Source organism: Brevibacterium sp. CSND-B09 (assembly GCF_052906525.1).
This window is the reverse complement of the sequence record NZ_JBREGI010000001.1, coordinates 3,094,855-3,114,945: the sequence shown is the minus strand read 5'-3', so window position 1 is coordinate 3,114,945 and position 20,091 is coordinate 3,094,855. Positions and strand designations below refer to the sequence as shown.

Sequence of the window (20,091 nt, the reverse complement as noted above, 5' to 3'; positions counted from 1 at the left end):
TCTGCCCCGTCCCGACTGTTCGGCCTGTCCCGACTGTTCGAACCATTCCACTGATTCGGAGCAATCCGCAGTCCGACACCATCCCCCGCAGGGACTACGTATAGGGCGGCGATTCGCTACCTCTTGGTGATGCCTCCGAGCTGGACTCCCGGCTCATATGGGACTCAACGACGAGGAGGACAGCGACATGGAACGAACCAGTCGACAGACAGAATTATCCACTGAACAGACAGACGTACACGAGCGGCAGGGCGCCTGGACGCCCAGACGCCTGGCGGTGACGGCGCTGTTCACCGCTTTGGCGGCCGGAATCGTCGAAATGGCCGCACATCTGTGGCCATTCACCGACCTTGCGGACAACGCCGGGGCGGTGGTCATCCGCCTGGCCGTCTACGCCCTCGTCGCCGTCGTGATCCTCCGATTCGCTCGCGGCAGGCAGTGGGCTCGGATCGTCCTGCTCGTCGGGCTCGGCGTGATCGGGACGGCAACTCTGCTCGTCGAACCCGTCATGTGGCTGTTCGGCGATGCCGATCTCGGCGCTTACTTCGCCGGTCTCGACGGCCCCGGAGCGGTGATCCTCGTCAGCCGAGTCGCGCATCTGTCTGCGGTCGCCGTCGGTGTGGCCGCCATGCTCGTCATGCACCCACGGAAGGTCGTCGGCGTGACCGGGTGAGCGGATTCAGTCAGTGCCGTGGATGAGTTCGCCGACCACCTCGGCGAGGGCATCGGCGAACCCGGACGCGGTCACCGCGCGTCGGCCGGCCTCGTTGTGCAGCAGCACTCCGACTCCGACCAGGCGAGCCCACTCGCGGGGTGGACGCGTCCGATCGTCACTGTCATAGCGGCCGTGGGCGGCGGTGATCGCGGCGAGCGTGCCGAGGATCCCGGCGAGCACGTCCCCGGAGCCCGCCGTGGCGAGGGTGCCCGGCCCCGGCGCGGGCAGAACGACGTGTCCGTCGGGGGCGGCGATGACCGTGTGATGGCCTTTGAGCAGGACGATCGCTCCGGTCAGCTCCGCGGCTCGCCGCGCCCATCGCATCGGGTTCGCCCCGATCCGACCGGCGGTGATGATCTCGCCGAGGAGGCGGCTGAGCAGCCGCGCCAGCTCGGCGGCGTGCGGGGTGATGATGAGCGGGCGGTCGGCCAGCCAGGTGCCTGCCATCGATTCGGCGCGGGCGATCATGTCGAGGCCGCCTGCGTCGACGACGACCGGTGTGCGGTTGCCGGCCAGCGCCTCGGCGACGCCCTGCACGAATTCGGGTTCGGGGTCGCCCGGGCCGAGGACGACGGAGTCGATGCGTCCGGAGGCGTTGACGACCTCGGGGTGGAGGCCGAGGACGTATTCGGCGACGAGCGGGGAGCCGAGATAGCGGACCATCCCTGCTCCGGTGTTCACCGCCGAGGTGGTGGTGAGCACGCCCGCGCCAGGGTAGTCCTCGGAGCCGGCGAGGACCCCGGTGACACCGCGGGAGTACTTGTGCCCGGTCTCATCGGGGCGCGGGAATCCGGTGACGAGATCATCGTGATCGAGCAGCTCCGCGGCGGCCGAGCGGGGGTCGAGGCCGAGGCCCATATCGATGACGTCGATGGTTCCGATGAACTCGTCCACACGCGGATCGATGAGTTCGGCCTTGAGTCCACCGAAGGTCACAGTGCGGTCGGCGTGGAGTCTTTTCTCTGCCCCGGTGTGGTTCGGGTCGAGGTCGGAGGGGACGTCGACGGCGATGAGGCGGCCGGTCCGGTGCGGGGCCCAATCGGCGGTAAGTGAGGAGATGTGGTCAGGCAGTCCGCGCCGACCGCCCGTGCCGAGGATGCCGTCGAGGACGAGATCGGCCCGGGAGAGCTCCCGCAGAGCGTCGGCCCGGGCCGCATCGGACTCGGCCGAGGTGAACGCGATGACCTGCGCACCGGCGCTGTGTGCCGCGGCCAGTCCATCGTCGTGAGTGCGATCGAAGAGGGTGATGACCGTGACGGCGGCACCGCGCCTTCCCAGAGTCGCCGCGGCGAAGAGTGCGTCCCCGGCGTTGTTGCCGGGCCCGGCCAGTACGCTCACGCGGGTGCCGGTGACCTGTCCGTGGTCGGCCTTCAGCATGGCGGCCGCACTGTTCGCCAGTGCTCGGGCGGCCCTGGCCATGAGCGGGATGCCGGCTTCGAGCAGCGGATTCTCGGCCTCCCTGATGGTTTCACTCGGGTAGGCGAACATGCTCATCGACTGTTCCTCTTCACAACTCTGCTCCTGATACGACGTCGCCCTGCACGGGACTTATCCCTGCACCGTATGCCGTTTCCACCGTCCAGGCCAGGGGTCGGGCGGATCATCCCTCGGACAGCTGCGCCAGCCGGCGCCCGGCCAGATGAGCGAGGAACAGAGCCTGGTCGGCGAGACCGTCGTCGCTGTGGCGGGCGCGAGGGGAATGATTGGCTTCGCGTTCTTCGACCGGCAGATTCGGCAGGGCGACTCCGAAGTGTCCATAGGCTCCGGGCACGGCGTCGAGTACACGGGAGAAGTCCTCGGAACCGGGCAGCGGATTCGCCTTGCGCACGGTCCGTTCCTCGCCGAAGAGGTCGGTGAAGGTGGAGAGGAAGAACTCGGCTTCGGCGTCGTCGTTGATCGTCGGCGGCAGGATCTGCTCGTACTCGACGTCGGCGGTCAGACCGTGGGCGGCGACGAGGTCACGGACAAGCTGAGGCAGCTCCGCCTCGGCGCGGGAGGTCACAGCTTCCGAGAACGTGCGCACACTGACGACCAAGGTCGCGAAGTCGGGGACGACGTTGGGAGCGGTGCCGCCGTTGAACTGGCCGACGGTGATCACGAGCGGGTCGAAGATGTCGAAGCGGCGGGTGACGTACTCCTGCAGCTGGCCCACGAGCATCGCACCGACCTGGATGGGGTCCTTGCCGGTGGCCGGGCGGGAGGCGTGCGTGCCCTTGCCGTTCACGGTGATCGTCATCTTCGAAAACGCCGCCATGTACGGACCGGGGCGGGAGCTGGCGACCCCGAGGTCGGCGTCGGCGGAGACGTGGATGCCGAAGGCGGCTTTGACGCGGGGACCCGTGGCGTCGAGGACGCCTTCGTCGATCATCTTCCCGGCCCCGTCATAGCCTTCTTCACCGGGCTGGAACATGAACACAACGTCGCCGGGCAGGGAGTCGCGGTCGCGGTGGAGGAGTTTGAGTGCGCCGACGAGCCCGGCGGTGTGCAGGTCGTGGCCGCAGGCGTGCATCCTCCCCGAAGTGGCCGCGAAGTCGAATCCGGTCGCCTCGGCGACGGGCAGTCCGTCCATATCCCCGCGCAGGAGCACGGCAGGTACGACTCCGGTCGAGTCCTCCTTGCGGGCACCGCCGCGCAGGACGACGACGATCGACGACAGCCTCTCCCCCGTGCTCACCTCGACGTCGAGGCCTTCGATGGCGTCGAGGACGAGCTTCTGCGTCACCGGCAGGTCGAGTCCGACCTCGACGTTCTCGTGCAGGGCACGGCGCAGGGTGACCAGACCGGGCGCGATGTCGTTCGCGTCATCGGCGGTGGGCAGGTGCACCTGGGTGGCGGCCGCCTCGACGGGGGTCGGGATCGTGGGGGCGGCGAGGTCGGCAGCGGCGGTGTTGTCGGTGTCGTTGGGAAGTGAGCTCATGCCCTGAGTCTATTACCCACCAGGCGCAGGCGGATTGAGACCGATCAGCCTTCCTAGAAATCCGCGCGCTACGCGTGATTCTTCCGGCGGCAGTGATCGATCAGCAGTCTTCGCAATGGAGCCGCTACAGTCCTGTAGCGTCTCTGGCCTCATCGACGAGCTCATTGAGGATCGTGATCAGGCCGGGGATTTCGGTTGTGGTCGCCAACCAAAGTATTTCGTAGTTGATGTCACCGTATTCATGGGCAAGGACGTTCCGCAGCCCAACGATTCGTTCGAGTCCGGGCACACGAGCAGCGGTGTCGGCATCGTCTCTGCGGAGGCGCTTCAGCGCCTCCCCCCAAAAATCTCCAGTTGGCGCTCGATCGCTGAGCGAACGACGAGATCGGAAATGAATTCCTCTTCGGTCTTGCCGCCAGGAAACTCACGGACCAGCTTAGCCGCTTCAGCGGCATCCCAGAGATGCGCACCTGTCTTACGCTGCATAGACATCCCGCGCACTCTCGAACGCGGCCGCTTTGAAGAAGGGGTTCTTCACCGAGCGTTCCATGACCAGATCGACTCGCCGTCCGACGATCCGCTCCAGCTCAGCCTTCAGATCGAAGTAGTCGTGGAATAGATTGTCCCGTTCCGGTCGAAAAGTGACGAGGAAGTCGATGTCGCTCGTCTCCGGATTGAACCGATCCGTGAGCACGGACCCGAAAATGCGAAGCCGTTCCACACCGAATCTTTCGCAAGCGCTCCTGATTGCGTCAGTGTCGAGTACCACGGCGGATTCCATAAATCTATTCTCCCAGATCGGGAGCGACTCAACCAGGCCATATAACAGTTCCTTGCGAATACATTCACCTCCATCGGACGTGAACCGTACGCGGTGGTGGGCGATGGACGGATCTCATGAAGCGTCAGGGGTCCCGGTTCTCGGTGGCAGACAGAGAATTCAGCGAAGCTCACCATGTTGATCGATACGGCATACTGATCGTCATGGCCCAGGACATAGACCTTCGTGTGCGATTCACTGTTGATGACGCCCACCTATCTGCGCTCCATGCACGAGCGTTTGGACACTCAGGTGGAGAGGTGAAACCGTGGGGAGCGCGCCTGAAGCGGCACAGCCTGACGTGGATCGGTGCGTTCGCCGACGACCAGTTGATCGGGTTCGTCCACGCCTGTTGGGACGGCGGGGTGCACGCGTTCGTCCTCGACACAATTGTTGATCCGGGACATCAGAGGCGTGGTATCGGAAAACGACTGGTCCAGACTCTCGTTCATGAAATCAAAGCCGCCGGCTGCGAATGGGTGCATGTCGACTATGAGCCGCACCTCGAAGTTTTCTATCATGATTCGTGCGGGTTCAGCCGAACACATGCTGGTCTACTGAGACTCGCGTCCCGATGATGCTCGACTGTGCAAGAAGTCGACGGTTCAGACCAGCCCGTGGTGGGCGGCGAAGGGATCCCAATCGGGATCGGTGTGGATATCCAACTCGATCTCACGGGCGACGGTGGCGGCCGCCTCGGCGCCGTAGAGATGGGTGATGAGTGCCGCAGTCATGTCCATGCCAGCGGCCACACCCGATGAGGTCCATCGATCCCGGTCCTCGACCCATCTGGCCTGCGGTATCCAGGTGACATCCTCGCCGTGTTCGGACGCCCACGTGAAAGCCTTCTTGTTCGACGTCGCCCGGTACCCGTCGAGCAGGCCGGCGGCAGCGAGCACCGCCGAACCGGTGCACACAGAGGTGATGAGCTCGGCACCGGCCGACCAGTTCACGAGGCGGTCGAGGAATGCTCGGTCGTCGACCAGCTGCCGGGTGCCCATCCCGCCGGGAACCATGACGATGTCCGGGTTGCTCGCTGTGTCGAAGGACTCGGTGACGATAACCTCGATGCCCTGAGCGCTGCGGACGGGCCCAGGCTGAGCGGCGACATAGGAGAGGGTGAAGGAATCCGGGAGACGGCTGAAGAGTTCGACGGGGCCGAATACATCGAGAACTTCGAAGCCGTCGAAGAGCACTACCGCCACATTGCTAGTCATTGAGTCCATCGAATCATTGTCCCAGCTGCAGCGTAAGTCTTCCTGCCGCGGATTCAGTCTTCCGGCCGAAGAACTCGCTTGTACATCGAATGGGTGAAGTGCTCCGCGGCCCCGTCGATGCCGGGACTCAGGGACGGCCCGTCGCCCTCGGCGATGACGAAGGTCATCGTCAGGTGAGCATCGTGGGTGATCGACAGGTGGATGTTCGTCCCGCCGATGGCACGGAAGTGCTCGAGCACGAGCCCGCGCAGACGGAAACTCGGCGCACCGGACCGGGCGGGAACCACCTCGGCGGACTGCCACGGCAGCCATCCGGGGAAGCCGATCGCTTTCTTCAGCGCCTCCTTCGCAGAGAATCGCGCCGCCAAGGAGGCATCCGTCCGGCGTTTGCCGTTGCGTTTGAGCTGCTCACCGGGAGTGAGCAGGCGGTCGAGCAGCTCAGGCACGCGTTCGATGTGCTCCGCGAAGCGCGGCACGTCGGCGATGTCAGTGCCGATCCCTAGAATCGCCACAACCGAACCTCCTCAGATACCCGACCGACTCAGATGCCGGACCGACCATTGTCGTGCCCGGCACCGAGGTGGATCATTCGACCGTGACCGACTTCGCGAGGTTGCGCGGCTGGTCGACGTCGAGGCCCTTGGCCGTGGCCAACTCCATCGCGAAGATCTGCAGTGGAACCGTCGTCAGCAGCGGCGCCATGAGCGTCGTCGTCTCGGGCACGTAGATGACCTCGGAGGCGAACTGATCGACCTCTTCGTCGCCTTCCTCGGCGATGACGACGGTGTTCGCACCGCGGGCGCGGACTTCCTGGATGTTCGAGATGACCTTCGCATGCAGCGAATCCCGGCCTCGCTTGGATGGGACGACGATGATGACGAGCTGACCGTCGTCGATGAGTGCGATCGGTCCGTGCTTGAGCTCACCTGCGGCGAAGCCCTCGGCGTGGATGTACGCGAGCTCCTTGAGCTTGAGCGCACCCTCCATCGCCACCGGGTAGCCGACGTGACGGCCGAGGAACAGCACCGAACCGACCTCCTGGTTGCGGTCGGCCAGCGCGAGGACCTGCGACTTGGTCTCGTCGAGGATGTGCTGGATCTTCGCAGGGATGGACTGCAGCTCGGCGAGGATCGTGCCGATCTCGTCGCGGAACTTGTTGCCCCGCAGCTGGGCGAGGTAGAGGCCGAGCAAGTAGCAGGCGACGACCTGCGACAGGAAGGCCTTCGTCGAGGCCACGGCGATCTCCGGGCCGGCGTGGGTGTACAGCGCGGCATCGGATTCGCGTGGGATCGTCGAGCCGAAGGTGTTGCAGATCGCGATGACCTTCGCACCCTGCTGACGTGCGTGGCGGACGGCCATGATCGTGTCCATGGTCTCCCCGGACTGCGAGATCGCCACGACGAGCGTCTTCTCCGTGACCACCGGATCCCGGTAGCGGAATTCGTGGGCCAGCTCCACCTCGGTGGGGATGCGGCACCAGTGCTCGATCGCGTACTTCGCGACCTGACCGGCGTACGCTGCGGTGCCGCAGGCGATGACGACGATCTTGTCCACGGACTTGAGCACGTTCTCATCGATGTGCATCTCGTCCAGCGTCAGGCGGCCCTCGGTGTCGAGGCGGCCGAGCAGGGTATCGGCCACGGCCTGCGGCTGATCGTGGATCTCCTTGTCCATGAAGGACGCGAAGCCGCCCTTCTCCGCCGAGGCGGTGTCCCAGTCGACCTCGAACTGCTCGCCCTCGACGGAGTTGCCTTCGGTGTCCGTGATCGTAACCGTCTCCGGGGTGATGGTGACGACTTCGTCCTGGCCGATCTCGACGGCTGTGCGGGTGTAGTCGATGAACGCGGCGACGTCGGAGCCGAGGAAGTTCTCGCCCTCACCGAGGCCGATGACCAGCGGTGAGTTCCGGCGCGCGGCGACGACCTGACCGGGAGCGTCGGCGTGGACGGCGAGCAGGGTGAACGCACCTTCGAGTTCGGTGGCGGTCTTGCGCATCGCGGCGGTGAGGTCGCCGGTCGCCTTGTAGTTCTTCGCCAGCTGGGCGGCGGCCACCTCGGTGTCGGTCTCGGAGAGGAACTCGACGCCCTCGGCGACGAGGTCCTTCTTCAGGTGGGCGAAGTTCTCGATGATCCCGTTGTGGATGAGCGCGAGCTTGCCGCCGTCGGCCAGGTGCGGGTGGGCGTTGAGGTCGGTGGGTCCACCGTGGGTGGCCCAGCGGGTGTGGCCGATTCCGGTCTGCGCAGCGGGCAGCGGGTTGGCCTCGATCTCCTCGGTCAGGGCGGAGAACTTCCCGGCCTTCTTCGCCGAGGCGAGCTGACCCTCGGGCGTCACGAGCGCGACGCCGGCCGAGTCGTAGCCGCGGTACTCGAGCCTCTTCAGGCCGCCGAGCACGACATCGAGCGCCGAGTGGTCGGCATTGTCAACGGGGGCCTTGGATACATAGCCAACGATTCCACACATGAGGGAGATTTTACGCACTGATAGCCGATCTCGGGTATTCCGGCGAGTCACGATCGGGTCAACGTGACGAACTGCACGCGCACGCGGGCGCGGGAGAAGATGGTCGGGGCACACCTGACGGGGCCGGAGACGGAACGGTCACCTCGGTGAGGGTGGGGCTCCTCGGTGAGGGTGGGGCGCCTCGGTGGGGTGGGGCGCCTCGGTGGGGTGGGGCTCCTCGGTGGGGGTGGGGGGCTTTCGCCGACCTGGGGCGGGCGGCGAACATGACGCATGACACAATGGTGGGATGAGCCATGTCGACCCTCAGTTGGACCGTGCGCGCAAGCTCGCCGGCCTCAATACCGCCCGGCGCAGCGAGCCGGACACGACGTCTCCGTTCTGGGAGTTCGATCGGGAGGTGTGGGGTACGCTCGCCCAGGCTACGCCTCTTCCACTGAAGCAGCGCGATATCGAACGGCTGCGCGGGCTCGGGGATCGGATCAACCTCGACGAGGTGGCCCAGGTCTATCTGCCCCTGTCACGACTGCTCAACCTCTACGTCTCTGCACGGCGGGCGAAGCACGACCTGACCAGGGAATTCTTCTCTCCGCTGCACGAACGCGGGTTGGAACCGCAGGATGCCAAGCGAACGCCCTTCGTCATCGGCGTCGCCGGATCGGTGGCCGTGGGCAAGTCGACGACGGCACGTGTGCTGCGCGAACTGCTCGCCCGCTGGCCCGACACTCCGCGCGTCGAGCTCATCACCACCGACGGATTCCTCTACCCCAACGCCGAACTCGACCGTCGCCGCCTCAACGGGCGGAAGGGATTCCCCGAATCCTACGATCGGCGCAAGCTGCTCAAGTTCATCTCCGCCGTGAAGTCCGGGGCCCCCGAGGTCCGTGCGCCTGTGTACTCGCACCACACCTATGACATCGTTCCCGGCGCCGAGGTGGTCGTGCGCTCCCCCGATGTCCTCATCGTCGAGGGCCTCAACGTCCTCCAACCCGCCCGCCCCCGTCAGGACGGGACCGTGGGCTTGGCCATCAGCGACTACTTCGACTTCTCCGTCTACGTCGATGCGCGCTCCCGTGACATCCGCCAGTGGTACATCTCGCGGTTCCTCAAACTCAAGCACGGTGCGTTCCAGGACGAGGATTCCTACTTCCACCGATACTCGCAGCTCGACGACGACGAGGCGATCACCTTGGCCACGGAGATCTGGGACTCCATCAACTTCCCGAACCTGCGCGAGAACGTCCAGCCCAGCCGCGGCCGAGCCGATCTCGTGCTCCACAAATCCTCCGACCACACCATCCGGAAGGTGCAGCTGCGGAAGCTGTGACGGGAGTCGCTGGTGGGTCTGGGACCTCGGACGGGGCGGGCCGCCTCGGCGAGCTTGCGATGGTACCTGTGATGGGAGTCGCCGGGCGGTGAGGAAATAGTTTCACCGCTCTGGCGGTTGCACAGTGTGCACTGAACTACTCACCGCCGGCAGGCCACCCGCCCGCGGCGGCGGCCGGATGCGAGCGATCCTCGCGCCGTCACGGGCTCCCCCGTGCATGCTCGGTCGTTTCGGCAGCAGAAAGGGACCCAGTATGAGCGTGCCATCCGCACATCACCTCATGTACTCCTCGGTCAAGAGCAAGAAGACCCCCGAGACGCGCATCCAACCGGGCATCTACAAGCGGATCGCCGGGTATGCGACCCGGCACAAGCGCAAACTCATCATCTTCCTGCTGCTGTCCGTGCTCACCGCGGGCATCGGCGTCCTCAACCCGGTCCTCGCCGGCGACGTCGTCAACGCGATCACCGGCGGCGGGCCCGTGTCCACGGTCGTATGGCTGGCCGTGGCCATCGGCGGGTTGGCCATCGCCGATGCGGCCATCTCGATCACGAACCGGTACCTGTCCTCACGGATCGGCGAGGGACTCATCTTCGATCTGCGCACAGCCGTCTACGATCACGTCCAGTCGATGCCGATCGCGTTCTTCAACCGCACCCGCACCGGCGCCTTGGTCTCCCGGCTCAACACGGACGTCATCGGTGCGCAGAGAGCGTTTTCGAACACCCTGTCCGGCATCGTGTCGAACTTCGTCTCCCTGGCCCTGACCGTCGGCGTCATGGTCACGATCTCCTGGCAGGTGACCGTGCTGTCGATCCTGCTGCTGCCGCTGTTCATCATCCCCACCCGAATGCTCAGCGGGAAGCTCGCGTCCCTCCAGTTCGAAGCGGCGAACAATTCCGCCGACATGTCGACCCGCATGACCGAGCGCTTCTCCGCCGCCGGTGCCACCCTGGTCAAGCTCTTCGGCAATCCCCGCCAGGAGAACGAGGAGTTCGCCGACCGCGCCGGCCAGGTCCGCGATATCGGGGTCAAGGTCGCGATGCTGCAGTCGACGTTCGTGTCCTCGTTGACTCTGGTCTCTGCCCTGGCGCTGGCTCTCGTCTACGGCGTCGGTGGTGCACAGGCGGTCGTCGGCAACCTCAACGCCGGTCAGGTCGTGACCCTGGCACTGCTGCTGACCAGGCTCTACACGCCGCTGACGATGCTCGCCAACGCGCGCCTGGACATCCAGAGCGCCGTGGTGTCGTTCCAGCGGGTGTTCGAGATCCTCGATCTCGTGCCCTACTTCAAGGAACCTTCGCAGCCGAAGGCCCTGCCCGCCGGTGGGTTGGATGTGGAGTTCGACCACGTCGACTTCGCCTACCCCAGCGCCTCGCAGGTCAGCCTGGCCAGCCTCGAGGACGTCTCCGTGCTTGACACCCGCGGCGGCGATCAGGTTCTCCATGACCTGAGCTTCACGATCCCCGCCGGGCACACCGTTGCCCTCGTCGGATCCTCGGGTGCGGGAAAGTCGACGATCGCGTCGCTGCTGCCGCGGCTCTACGACGTCACCGGCGGCACGATCACCATCGGCGGAGTCGATGTTCGCGATCTGTCGTTCGCCGATCTGCGCGAGGCCGTCGGCGTCGTCACCCAGGACGGTCATGTCTTCCACGAGTCGATCCGCGCCAACCTGGCGCTGGTCAATCCCGACGCCACCGAGGAGCAGATGCTCGATGCCATCGACCGGGCACAGCTGAGAGGCGTCATCGATGCACTGCCAGATGGACTGGACACCGTCGTCGGAGAGCGCGGGTACCGCCTCTCCGGAGGCGAGCGTCAGCGCCTGACCATCGCCCGGATGCTGCTGGCGTCTCCTGAGATCGTCGTGCTCGATGAGGCCACCTCGGCCTTGGATTCGACGAATGAGGCCGCGATCCAGCGTGCCCTGGCCCAGGCGATGCACGGGCGGACGGCCCTGGTCATCGCCCACCGTCTGTCGACGATCCGGCAGGCCGACACGATCCTCGTCGTCGAGGCCGGTCGCATCATCGAGAAGGGCACTCACGAGGAGCTGGTCGGTCGCGGCGGCCGCTACGCCGAACTCTACGCCACCCAGTTCGCCTCGAGCTGAGTGCGCGCCCGCCTCGTTTCCGCTCGGTGCGAGCCCTGCATCGACGCCGCAGGGTCAGAGACTTCCTCGAGTTAAGTGTGCGCAGATTGCCGGTTTCGAGCCGAAATTGTGCAATCTGCGCACAGTTGACTGACCAACGCCGCGGCAGAAGGTCGTTGAACCCCGCGGTCGCCATGGCAGGGCCCCTCTGAAACTGGCGATCGGCGCGGCACTGCGCACTCGGCAAACCCTACGCCTCTCAACGTCGATCAAGGGCCCGCCCGAATATGCTGCGGCAGACCGCGACATATCCGGGCGACCCCTTGATCGGTCGGCTGAGGGCGCCCCGCAAGGCACGCCGGAGCCGGTGACTCGGCGTTTACAGCGCGAGGTGCTCCTTGACCGACGCGGCCAGACGCTCGGCCTGGGCGGAGGCGGCATCCTCGGTGGCGGCTTCGACCATGACCCGGATGAGCGGCTCCGTGCCCGAGGCGCGCAGCAGCACGCGACCGGTGTCGGCGAGTTCGGCCTCGACAGCGGCCACCTCGGCGGCGACCTGCGGGTGATCGACGTTGTTCTTGTCCACGCCTTTGACGTTGACGAGCGCCTGCGGCAGCTGCGGGATCTCCGCGGCGAGGTCGGCCAGGGTGCGCTTGGCATCGGCCATCCGCTTCATCAGATGCAGGGCGGTCTGCACTCCGTCGCCGGTGGTGCCGTGATCGAGCATGAGCACGTGTCCGGACTGCTCCCCGCCGAGCGCATACCCGTCGGCGAGCATCCGCTCGAGCACATACCGGTCGCCGACAGCGGTCTGCACGGTATCGATGCCGTATTTGTCCATCGCCTGCTTCAGACCCAGGTTCGACATGACGGTCGTGACGAGGGTGTTGCCGCGCAGTTCACCGAGCTCCTTGAGCCCGACCGCCAGGATGCCCATGACCTGGTCGCCATTGACGACCCGCCCCAAGGAGTCCACGGCCAGACAGCGGTCGGCGTCACCGTCGAAAGCCACGCCCAGATCGGACTGGGTCTCGACGACGAGGCGCTGCAGCGGTCCGAGGTGGGTCGATCCCACACCGTCGTTGATGTTGAAGCCGTCGGGTTCGGCGGCGGAGACGATGACTTCGGCACCGGCCTGACGCAGGGCGGCGGGTCCGACGATGGACGCCGCACCGTGAGCGCAGTCGACGACGACCTTGAGTCCCGACAGCGGGCGCACATTGTCGGCGTCGACACAGCGCACCAGGTGTTCGGTGTACTCGTCTGCAGCGGCCGGGTAGCGCGAGATGCGGCCGACATCCGCGCCGGTCGGACGGTCCCAATCCTCATCGAAGATCGCAAGGATCTCGTCTTCGACCGCGTCGTCGAGCTTCGTGCCTCCCGCGGCGAAGAACTTGATGCCGTTGTCGGGCATGGGGTTGTGGGAGGCGGAGATGACGACGCCGAAAGCGGCGCCGGTGTCCTTGACGACCTGGGCGATGCCCGGCGTCGGCAGCATGCCCGCGTCGAGGACGTCGACTCCCGTCGAGGCGATTCCGGCGCTCAGTGCGGCGGAGAGGAATTCGCCGGACACGCGCGTATCACGTCCGACCACGGCGAAGGGGCGCTTCTCACCCGTCCAGCCGCTGCTGAGCACGCGTGAACCTGCGACCGAGAGCTGGAGCGCGAGTTTGGCCGAGATATCGCGATTGGCCAGTCCGCGCACTCCATCGGTGCCGAAGAGTCGAGACATAGTGGAGATCCTTTCGTCAATGTCGGAGTCGATCTTAGTCGATCCGCTGTGTGTCGCTCGTGATGTCGGCGTCCTCGCCGAGGCGGCTCACCCGCAGCCGTGGCTCCTGTGGTTGCGGCGTCGCGAGTGTCCGTTCAAGGCCGAGCGCACTTATCGCGCGGTGCACAGCTCGAAAGATGTGCGTCGCCTTGAACGACGGGAACGAGCGGAAGGTGATCAGTTCGTTCAAGGCGGAGCGCGCTTATCGTGCGGTGCACAATGCGATATTCGCGCTCAGGCTTGAACGACGGACTATGCGCCGAGGCGGCACACCCGACCGCAGCCGCGGTCGCGCGCAACGCCGGCCACGTCAGTGACCGTGTGAGATGAGTCCGGATATGAGAAATGCGGCCCCGAACCTGGTTCGGGACCGCATTCTCATGTTCATGATGCTGAACTGTCGATGACTGCGACTCAGTGGCAGACCAGCCGCAGTCGGTTCGCCAGCGAGATCAGCGCTTCGAGAACTGAGGTGCCTTACGGGCCTTCTTGAGACCGGCCTTCTTGCGCTCAGGAACGCGAGCATCGCGGCTGAGGTATCCGGCCTTCTTCAGCTCGGCACGGTTGGACTCCGCATCGATCTGGTTGAGCGAACGAGCCACGCCCAGGCGGACGGCGCCGGCCTGGCCGGAGGGTCCACCACCGGAGATCCGGACGATGACGTCGAAACGTCCGCCCAGGTCCAGCAGGGTGAAGGGCTCGTTGACGAGCTGCTGGTGCAGCTTGTTCGGGAAGTACTCCTCGAGAGTACGTCCGTTGATGGTCCACTCACCGGTGCCGGGGACGAGGCGCACACGAGCAATTGCCTGCTTGCGGCGGCCGACTCCGTTGCCGGGGGCGGTCAGGGACTGTCCACGTCCACCGGCGGTGCTTTCGCCCAGGCCAGCGGATGCGGGAGTCTCGGAAGTGTATTCGGTGATCTCTTCTTCGACAGTTTCTGTCGCGTTGGTGGTATCAGCCACGGTTCTCCTCGGTATGTCTAGAGCTCAGGCGCTTACTGCGCGACCTGGCTGAGTTCGTACGGCTGCGGATTCTGAGCGGCGTGCGGGTGCTCGGCACCTGCATAGACCTTCAGCTTCTGCATCTGGGCACGTCCGAGACGAGTCTTCGGGACCATACCGGCGACAGCCTTTTCGACTGCACGCTCGGGGTGGGTGGCGAGGAGCTCGGCGTAGTTCACGCTCTTGAGGCCGCCGGGGTATCCGGAGTGGCGGTAAGCGCGCTTCTTCTCGAGCTTCGCACCTGTCAGCGCGACCTTGTCGGCGTTGATGATGATGACGAAGTCACCGGTGTCGGTGTTCGGAGTGAACGTGGTCTTGTGCTTGCCGCGCAGGAGGCGTGCAACCTGCGAAGCAAGGCGACCGAGCACCTGGTCAGTGGCGTCGATGACGTGCCACTGGTGCTCAACGTCACCGGGCTTAGCTGTATACGTACGCAAAAGTAGCCTTCTTTTCGTATCTGTGTTCAGTGCAGCGCCGGATCCTCATCGGGTCGTGAGTCCAATGGGTCTCAAGCGCTGGTTGTCTTCAATCGGGTGAACCTATCGACGCATTCCCCTCACCTACGGGCCTGCAACGCATGAGGCTATGTAAGGGAGTGCGACAAGCACACACAACGACAATCAAATATACATGCCCTCAGGCCCGGGGAGCAAACGCCCAGAGCGGTCTCAGGGCCAGCTGAAACCCGAGCCGATAGTATTGATCTGTGCCGACTCACTCCAGCCTGCCCTTCCGACTTCCCGCATTGAGAATCCTGATGCTGGGTCTCCTGGTCGGGCTCCTGACAGCAGGCCTCGGACTCGGCCCCTCCTCCGCATCGGCATCAACCGACGGCTCGGCATCAACGGACAGCATGGCACCGACCGACGGTTCGGCCAACGCGAATGCGTCCTCCGCGCAGTCCACTGACACCGGCAGGCCCCCGGCCGGGCAGACGGTCGTCTTCGGCATTCCGGGCCTGACCATCGATGATATCGACCCCGAGCGCACTCCGAACCTCTTTCATCTGCTCTCCGAGGGCGCGGCAGCGAACCTCAACGTGCGCACGATCGGCTCGGCCACCTGCCCCGCCTCCGGCTGGCTGTCCTTCGGCGCGGGCGCCCGCGCGCAGGCCGGCCCCTCCCCCATCGCCGAGGATGCCGACCCCGATGACTCGGCCCGCTGCCCGACCATGATCGCCCCCACCACGGACGGTTCCGCGGATGCCGAGGACGGGGCCACCTCGGCGAAGGGGGCGACGAACAGTGATGAAGCTCATGGCGACGATTCCGCGGCCGGAACGACGACGGCTCGGATCGAAGGTTTCGATGCGGTCAAGGAACCCAATATCGGCTCCGGCTACTCCGTCGACTACGGCATGCTCGCGCGCGCCGTCACAGAAGCCGGCAGCGCCGTGCTCGCCGGCACCGACGCAACCGATGCGGACTCCCTGCTCGAACCCTGCGTCGCAGCCGAAGGCCCCGGCGCAGCATATGCCGCCGCGGACGAAGACGGGGTGGTGACGAATTTCACGGACGATGCGTTGGCCACGGACTGCCGCCTCGACGTCGTCGACCTCGGCGCGATCGGCATCCGCTCCTGGCTGTTCGACCCGATCCCGAACTACTCCTATACCGTTCCGCCGAACTACGACCGGGAGACCCGCGTCGCCGAAGCCGACCGCCGCCTCGGCGTGCGCCTGCAGGAGGTGCGGGAGAACGCGAAGGACGGGGCCGCGGATCCGACGATAATCGTCGCCGGCCTCGGTGACAGTTCCGGTCTGCCGCAGCTGCGCGCGTTCATCGCGTCCGGGCCCGGCTTCGAACCCGGGTCCCTGTCCTCGGCGACGACCCGCACCCCGGGGCTGCTGCAGATCACCGATCTGGCGCCGGGCATCCTCGATGTCCTCGAAGTCGATTCCCCGCGCGCCATCGGCTTCGACTCCACCCCGACCGATGATGATCCGCAGCAGCGCATCGACGATCTCGTCGCCGAGGCGCAGAAGTCGACGACGATCCATCAGAATCTCTCGACGTTCTCCATCACCCTCGACGTCATCTTCTACATCCTCTTCATCGCGTGCGCGGTCCTGCTCAACCGCTCCATCCTCGGCCGCCGAGGCGGTGCCACCCGAGCGTCCCACGTCCACCGCTTCCTCGGGTGGGTGTCCCTGGGCGTCGCGTCCCTGCCGATGGGAGCGTTCCTCGCCGGGCTCCTCCCCTGGTCGAGGATGGCCGATCCCGGGCTCGGCCTGTTCCTCTCGGTCATCGGCACGGCCGCCGTTCTGTTCGTCCTCGCCCTCATCCCGCCATGGGGTCGGACCTGGCGAGGACGGGTCGGCGCCCTGGCCGGGGCGAACCTGCTCATCCTCGCCGCCGACTTGGCCACCGGGTCCCATCTGCAGGCGAACTCGCTGCTCGGGTACAACCCGATCGTCGGCGGCCGCTACTACGGACTCGGCAATCAGGGTGCGGCGATCTTCATCGTCAGCCTCTTCATCTTCTTAGGGCTTGTGGTGTCCTGGCTGCGGACGCGCGGCCACCGAAAAGCCGTGATCATCGTGCCGGTCGTCGTCGGGCTGGCCGCCGTGTTCGTCTCCGGCAACCCCTCCTGGGGTGCGAAGTTCGGCGGCACGATCGCCATCCTCGCCGGTCTCATGGTCCTGCTGGCACTGCTGTCGAAGATCCGACTGACTCTGCTGCGCCTCGCCCTCATCGGTCTGTCTTCGCTGGCCGTGCTCATCGGCATCGCCTTCCTCGACTGGCTGCGCCCGGCCGGGGCACGCTCACATTTCGGCACATTCTTCGACCAGATCGTCACCGGTGAGGCCCTGCAGGTCGTCGGCCGCAAGCTCGGCGCGAACCTCCACATCATCCAGGTCAACCCGGCCCTGGCCATCGTCACCCCGCTTGCGGCCATCGCGATCCTCATCTTCCTCCGCTACCTCCTCCACTTCCCCCGCGTCCACGCCGGCAGCCGGACCGGGCGCCTGGTCAACAAATGGCGCGGACGCCTCCCCCAGCTCTTCACCGATTCAGACCTGCACTACGGATTCCTGGCCGCCGCCACCGGGCTCGGCGTCGGGCTCGTGCTCACCGATTCCGGGGTCGCCGTGCCCTCGACCGGAGCCATGGTTCTGCTGCCCTTCCTGCTGGCGCTCAGTGCTGAGCACGCCGAGGAGGCTCACCGATGAGAGCCCCCGTGACCTCCCCCGCCGCTCGGGTTCTGCTCGGGATCCTGGCCATCGCCCTGTTCGTCCTTGGCCTGTCTCAAGCCGGGCAGGCGCTCCCGGGCGCGGGCTCGAACGCGGATGCTGCCACGGGCGCGAATGCGGCCGCGGGTGCGTCGGCTCGAGCCGACGCCCAGGCGGCGGGCGGGAACGGGGGCACGGCTCCGGCCTCGGACGACGGCGACGGCGGGACCGCCTCGGCGAATCCCGGGGTCGTGTCGATCAGCGTCTCCGGTTTCAGCTTCGAGGATCTCGATCCGCGCACCACACCGCACCTGTGGGTGATGATGAAGGGCGGGCAGATCGGGACGATCACACCGCGCAGCGTGCGCTCGACGAGCTGCCCGGTCGACGGCTGGCTGGGACTCGGATCAGGGCGGCGGGCCGCCGACGAACCCCGCGATCAGTGCCGCGAACCGGCATCTCCGCTCGACGGCTGGGTCGCCGATTGGGACGTGTACGCGCAGGTGGCCCGCGGCGACAACTACGATGCCTCCCTCGGGGCCCTGGCCGAGGCAGTGCCCGATATCCGCGCCTTCGGCAACGGTGCCGCCATCGCCGCGGCCACCCCAACCGGCCGCGTCGAGAACTGGTCGCCCGTCGGACCCGACCTTGGAGCGGACGTCGCGAAATCGACCGCAGACGGCGAGCTTACGCTCGTCGATCTCGGCAATACCGCCGCCGACGGCTACTCGCTGAAGAGCCTCGACGCTCAGGTCGGGGACATCCTCGAATCGACGGGATGGATGAGCGCGGATCAGCCGAACCGCCTCGGCGAAGGACGCGTTCCCGTGGTGTTCTCATCGATCGCCGACGGCACGCATGAAGGTTCGTCGATGCAGGCGACGATGATGATCGCCCCGGGCGAGCAGGCTGGACTGCTCACCTCCTCGTCGACGCGGCAGCCGGGACTGGTGCAGGTGCCCGACCTGGCACCGACGCTCGTGGCACTGTCCGGTGCCGAGGAGATGGACAATGCGGCCGGGGCGCCGATGACCTCGGGGGCGCATGGGTCCGATTGGCATTCGCGCTATCAGGCGGTCCTCGATCGTCAGGTGGCGGTGAAGACGCAGAACGATCTGTCGACGTGGTTCTTCCCCGTGGTCGCCGTGCTCATGATCGGACTGTTGGCCTTGGCGTGGTTCATGCGGAAGAACCACCGGGAGCTCGTCCATTCCGGGGCGTACCGCCTCGGTGTCGTATTCGCGGCGATGCCGATCTCGACGTATCTGGTCAATACCGTGCCGTGGGAGCGGGCGACGAATCCGGACATCGCGATGCTCGGAGCCCTGGCCGGGTGGGCGCTGCTGCTCGGGGTGCTGGCGCTCCTCGGCCCCTGGCGGCGGCACAAGTTCGGGCCGGTGCTCTTCGTGTCCACCGTGACCGTCGCCGTGCTCGCCTACGACGTCGTCACCGGATCCCAGCTGCAGATGTCGACGCTCTTGGGTGAGCCCCTGCTCATCGCCTCCCGGTTCTACGGGATCGGGAACTCGGCGCTGGCGCTGTACTGCTGTGCGCTGCTGTTGGCGGTCGCAGGGTTCGCGTCACTGGTGACCAAGCCGCTGCATCGGGTCCTCATCGTCACCGTTCCCGTGCTCGCCTCCTGCGTCATCCTCGCAGCACCAGGTCTGGGCACGAAGTTCGGGTCCGTACCGACCCTCATCATCGGAGTCGCCTACCTCGTTCTGTCCGCGGCGAGCATCCGGTTCTCGCTCAAACGGCTGGGACTGACGGTGGGCATCGCCGGGTTCGTCATGCTCACCGTGCTGTTCCTCGACTGGCTGCGCCCGGCCGATCAGCGCACGCACTTCGGACGGTTCTTCGACTCGATCATCAGCGGTCAGGCGGTCAGCGTTCTGGCTCGAAAGATCGGGATGAACATCGACATCCTCACCCAGTCGTGGATGACTCTGGTGCTGCCGCTGGTCATCATCGGCGTGTTCTGGATGGCGCTCGATCCAGCGCGCTTCCGACTGCACGGACTCCAGGACACCTACCGCCGGATCCCACTGCTGAGGGCGACGATGATCAGCCTCGCGATCCTGCTGGGAGTCGGCACTCTCATTAACGACTCGGGCATCGTCGTGCCGGCCGTCGGCATCCTCTTCCTCGTCCCGGTGCTCACTCACCTCGAGACCTTCCGCGCCGGTCGCCCGCCGGTCCCAGCGGCGACGCCCTCCGGCGACGGTGCCGACGATGCTGACGCGGCCCCTGCCGACTCCGGTGCCGAGGACGGCGCCGACGCCGACGGCGACGACTCCGGTGCCGAGGCCGACGCCGACGGCTCCGATTCATCGTCACGCCCCTGACACTGCGGGCATCACGCACCGGTAGTCTCAACATCCACCGCTCGCCGCAGAACACCTCCGTGGCGACAAAAGGCACCTTTGCACCGGTGCGCAATGCGGCTACCTGTAGGAGACGACACTGACGGCGCATGGTGCCGCGCAGAGAACGACCTTCGCCGAGGCATCCCTCACCGTCAGTGGCGTCCCCGCCGCTTCCTCGCAAAACACCCACGCAGCAGCAATTCGCACTCGTGCACCGGTGCACTGTGCAACTG

18 protein-coding genes are annotated in these 20,091 nt (G+C 66.1%); 6 read left to right on the top strand and 12 right to left on the bottom strand.

The window, feature by feature from the left end:
• Nucleotides 1–187: 187 nt before the first annotated feature.
• The gene (locus ACU4IU_RS13930) at nucleotides 188–673 is read left to right on the top strand and encodes a hypothetical protein (RefSeq protein ID WP_446657072.1); all 486 of its coding nucleotides are present in this window, start codon (nucleotides 188–190) and stop codon (nucleotides 671–673) included.
• Between the two features lie 6 nt (nucleotides 674–679).
• Here ACU4IU_RS13930 and ACU4IU_RS13925 read toward each other — a convergent pair whose 3' ends face one another.
• The 5 genes from ACU4IU_RS13925 to ACU4IU_RS13905 all read right to left on the bottom strand — a co-directional run bounded on the left by ACU4IU_RS13925 (nucleotide 680) and on the right by ACU4IU_RS13905 (nucleotide 4,413).
• Complete coding sequence (locus ACU4IU_RS13925; protein ID WP_446657071.1) at nucleotides 680–2,209, bottom strand: bifunctional ADP-dependent NAD(P)H-hydrate dehydratase/NAD(P)H-hydrate epimerase; 1,530 nt, start codon at nucleotides 2,207–2,209, stop codon at nucleotides 680–682.
• Between the two features lie 106 nt (nucleotides 2,210–2,315).
• Nucleotides 2,316–3,632, bottom strand: a complete 1,317-nt coding sequence (locus tag ACU4IU_RS13920) for a M20 metallopeptidase family protein (protein ID WP_446657070.1) — start codon at nucleotides 3,630–3,632, stop codon at nucleotides 2,316–2,318.
• Nucleotides 3,633–3,756: 124 nt separating this feature from the next.
• Nucleotides 3,757–3,921: a HepT-like ribonuclease domain-containing protein gene (locus tag ACU4IU_RS13915; RefSeq protein ID WP_446657069.1), complete on the bottom strand. Its 165-nt coding sequence runs from the start codon at nucleotides 3,919–3,921 to the stop codon at nucleotides 3,757–3,759.
• Between the two features lie 38 nt (nucleotides 3,922–3,959).
• A complete protein-coding gene (locus tag ACU4IU_RS13910; protein ID WP_446657068.1) occupies nucleotides 3,960–4,124 on the bottom strand; it encodes a hypothetical protein in 165 nt (54 codons plus the stop codon).
• Nucleotides 4,108–4,413, bottom strand: coding sequence for a nucleotidyltransferase family protein (locus ACU4IU_RS13905; protein WP_139908696.1), 306 nt, complete (start codon nucleotides 4,411–4,413; stop codon nucleotides 4,108–4,110). The genes ACU4IU_RS13910 and ACU4IU_RS13905 overlap by 17 nt, the downstream gene beginning before the upstream one ends.
• 116 nt (nucleotides 4,414–4,529) lie before the next feature.
• On the opposite strand from ACU4IU_RS13905, the gene ACU4IU_RS13900 reads away from it, so the two are divergent.
• Nucleotides 4,530–5,030, top strand: coding sequence for a GNAT family N-acetyltransferase (locus ACU4IU_RS13900; protein ID WP_367647461.1), 501 nt, complete (start codon nucleotides 4,530–4,532; stop codon nucleotides 5,028–5,030).
• Between the two features lie 27 nt (nucleotides 5,031–5,057).
• On the opposite strand, the gene ACU4IU_RS13895 is transcribed toward ACU4IU_RS13900, so the two are convergent.
• From ACU4IU_RS13895 to glmS, 3 genes are all read right to left on the bottom strand, one after another.
• Nucleotides 5,058–5,678: a DJ-1/PfpI family protein gene (locus ACU4IU_RS13895; protein ID WP_229664269.1), complete on the bottom strand. Its 621-nt coding sequence runs from the start codon at nucleotides 5,676–5,678 to the stop codon at nucleotides 5,058–5,060.
• 44 nt (nucleotides 5,679–5,722) lie between these two features.
• Nucleotides 5,723–6,181 carry a holo-ACP synthase gene (locus ACU4IU_RS13890; protein ID WP_139908697.1) on the bottom strand — a complete coding sequence of 153 codons (459 nt, stop codon included), beginning with the start codon at nucleotides 6,179–6,181 and terminating at the stop codon, nucleotides 5,723–5,725.
• A gap of 73 nt (nucleotides 6,182–6,254) precedes the next feature.
• On the bottom strand, nucleotides 6,255–8,129 hold the full coding sequence (glmS, locus tag ACU4IU_RS13885; RefSeq protein WP_172170812.1) for a glutamine--fructose-6-phosphate transaminase (isomerizing): 1,875 nt from the start codon (nucleotides 8,127–8,129) through the stop codon (nucleotides 6,255–6,257).
• A 286-nt stretch (nucleotides 8,130–8,415) separates the two neighbouring features.
• Here glmS and coaA point away from each other — a divergent pair, with 286 nt between their 5' ends.
• Nucleotides 8,416–9,453: a type I pantothenate kinase gene (gene coaA, locus ACU4IU_RS13880; RefSeq protein ID WP_025779539.1), complete on the top strand. Its 1,038-nt coding sequence runs from the start codon at nucleotides 8,416–8,418 to the stop codon at nucleotides 9,451–9,453.
• A gap of 253 nt (nucleotides 9,454–9,706) precedes the next feature.
• Entirely contained in the window at nucleotides 9,707–11,569 is a 1,863-nt protein-coding gene (locus ACU4IU_RS13875; protein WP_446657067.1) for an ABC transporter ATP-binding protein, read from the top strand.
• 358 nt (nucleotides 11,570–11,927) lie between these two features.
• Here ACU4IU_RS13875 and glmM read toward each other — a convergent pair whose 3' ends face one another.
• The 4 genes from glmM to rplM all read right to left on the bottom strand — a co-directional run bounded on the left by glmM (nucleotide 11,928) and on the right by rplM (nucleotide 14,757).
• Complete coding sequence (glmM, locus tag ACU4IU_RS13870) at nucleotides 11,928–13,280, bottom strand: phosphoglucosamine mutase (RefSeq protein ID WP_446657066.1); 1,353 nt, start codon at nucleotides 13,278–13,280, stop codon at nucleotides 11,928–11,930.
• Nucleotides 13,281–13,314: 34 nt separating this feature from the next.
• Nucleotides 13,315–13,509: a hypothetical protein gene (locus ACU4IU_RS13865; protein ID WP_446657065.1), complete on the bottom strand. Its 195-nt coding sequence runs from the start codon at nucleotides 13,507–13,509 to the stop codon at nucleotides 13,315–13,317.
• Between the two features lie 262 nt (nucleotides 13,510–13,771).
• Entirely contained in the window at nucleotides 13,772–14,281 is a 510-nt protein-coding gene (gene rpsI, locus ACU4IU_RS13860; RefSeq protein WP_025779545.1) for a 30S ribosomal protein S9, read from the bottom strand.
• Nucleotides 14,282–14,313: 32 nt separating this feature from the next.
• Complete coding sequence (gene rplM, locus ACU4IU_RS13855; RefSeq protein ID WP_101554123.1) at nucleotides 14,314–14,757, bottom strand: 50S ribosomal protein L13; 444 nt, start codon at nucleotides 14,755–14,757, stop codon at nucleotides 14,314–14,316.
• Nucleotides 14,758–15,173: 416 nt separating this feature from the next.
• Here rplM and ACU4IU_RS13850 point away from each other — a divergent pair, with 416 nt between their 5' ends.
• Both ACU4IU_RS13850 and ACU4IU_RS13845 read left to right on the top strand, forming a co-directional pair.
• Complete coding sequence (locus ACU4IU_RS13850) at nucleotides 15,174–17,492, top strand: hypothetical protein (RefSeq protein ID WP_446657064.1); 2,319 nt, start codon at nucleotides 15,174–15,176, stop codon at nucleotides 17,490–17,492.
• Nucleotides 17,489–19,837, top strand: coding sequence for a hypothetical protein (locus ACU4IU_RS13845; protein WP_446657063.1), 2,349 nt, complete (start codon nucleotides 17,489–17,491; stop codon nucleotides 19,835–19,837). The genes ACU4IU_RS13850 and ACU4IU_RS13845 overlap by 4 nt, the downstream gene beginning before the upstream one ends.
• Nucleotides 19,838–20,091: the final 254 nt, after the last annotated feature.